Annotated in this window: 3 pseudogenes; 2 read left to right on the top strand and 1 reads right to left on the bottom strand. The window is 40.4% G+C overall.

The annotated features are described in order from the left end of the window. Both F6K49_RS51225 and F6K49_RS51220 read left to right on the top strand, forming a co-directional pair. A pseudogene (locus tag F6K49_RS51225) lies at window positions 1–322 on the top strand (hypothetical protein); the annotation flags it as partial. A gap of 24 nt (window positions 323–346) precedes the next feature. After that, window positions 347–635, top strand: a pseudogene (locus tag F6K49_RS51220) (transposase); the annotation flags it as partial. A 96-nt stretch (window positions 636–731) separates the two neighbouring features. Here F6K49_RS51220 and F6K49_RS51215 read toward each other — a convergent pair. Then, window positions 732–899: pseudogene (locus tag F6K49_RS51215) on the bottom strand (IS200/IS605 family accessory protein TnpB-related protein); the annotation flags it as partial. Window positions 900–1,161: the final 262 nt, after the last annotated feature.

The following is a 1,161-nucleotide window of genomic DNA, read 5'->3' as shown; positions in this document are numbered from 1 at the left end:
TCGAACAAACCATGAGCAACTGCCGTGGTTTCCCCCACTCGCGCTTTGCATCAAGACATGGTTATGGGTAAGTGGAATGCTGGTTTACAGCCTGGGTCAGAGGGCATTACGTCAATCCTTAAAACGAGCATCTCAAACAATCCAAAATCAGTTAGGTAAGCCAACTGCCACTCCTACTTTGCGTTGGGTGTTTCAATGTTTCATGTCAATTCATTTATTGACGATGGCTGGCTTGAAACAAGTTTCCAACCTCAGTGAAGAACGGTGTTGGATTCTCAAGTTCTTTGGTGCTCCTTGTCGTAAATATTATCTCCTTTGCTAACTAACCTGCGGAATGTGGGATGAACTAAAAGAGAAAATCAGAAAAATTTTTGAGAAGACTAGTAATTGGTACACCGGATTAGTGAAACTGGGGATTTGGTTGTCAAGAGCGAAAAAATATTTCCCCGAGAGCCAAAAAACGATTAGCCGATGCCTGGATGAGATAATTGCTTACTTTGATCATAGAACAACCAGTGGTGTCGTTGAGGGTATTAATAACAAACTTAAGCTAATTAAGCGCTCGGCTTATGGATTTCGTAATTTGGAAAACTTTCGTTTCGAGATGTTTATTAAACTGGCATTTTAACTGTTAGTTTAGCATAACAAGTACGGAAGAGCCCTTTTTTTATCTATTTCTGCTGTATCGCTCACTACATAAAGCTCTCATGCCTCCTTGTCCCCCTGTTAGGACCTTTATACAAAGCCGGGTAAGTTTTACACATTGCTGTTAGTCTTGGTGCTTTAGCTGTACGTTTTTTACGATTTCCCGACTGCCAAGAACGATAACGGATTTGAAAACTAGAAACAATGCCAATTGCTTCAGCTATGGCTGCTCTTCTTAAATAGCTGGGAAACTTACGGTGATCTGGATATTTGTTGACAATTTTATGATAATAACTAGGGTTTGCTGAAAAAGTCTTTTGGTATTGGTAGGAGTCAGGAGTTAGGAGTCAGGAGTTAGGAGAAATGGGAATTATATAGGAGGTAGGAGGAAGAATTCTCCCTTGATTTTTCTGCCCTTGTCTGCCCAAAATCCTAACTTTTTGAGCTTTTTGGACAGAAAAGCTGGCACTTTTTTCGACCCGAAAAGGCTAAAACCTTTATCTGTCAATGCTTTGA

The sequence above is a fragment of the Moorena sp. SIO3I6 genome (assembly GCF_010672095.1).
This window is presented reverse-complemented; position numbering and strand designations above follow the sequence as displayed.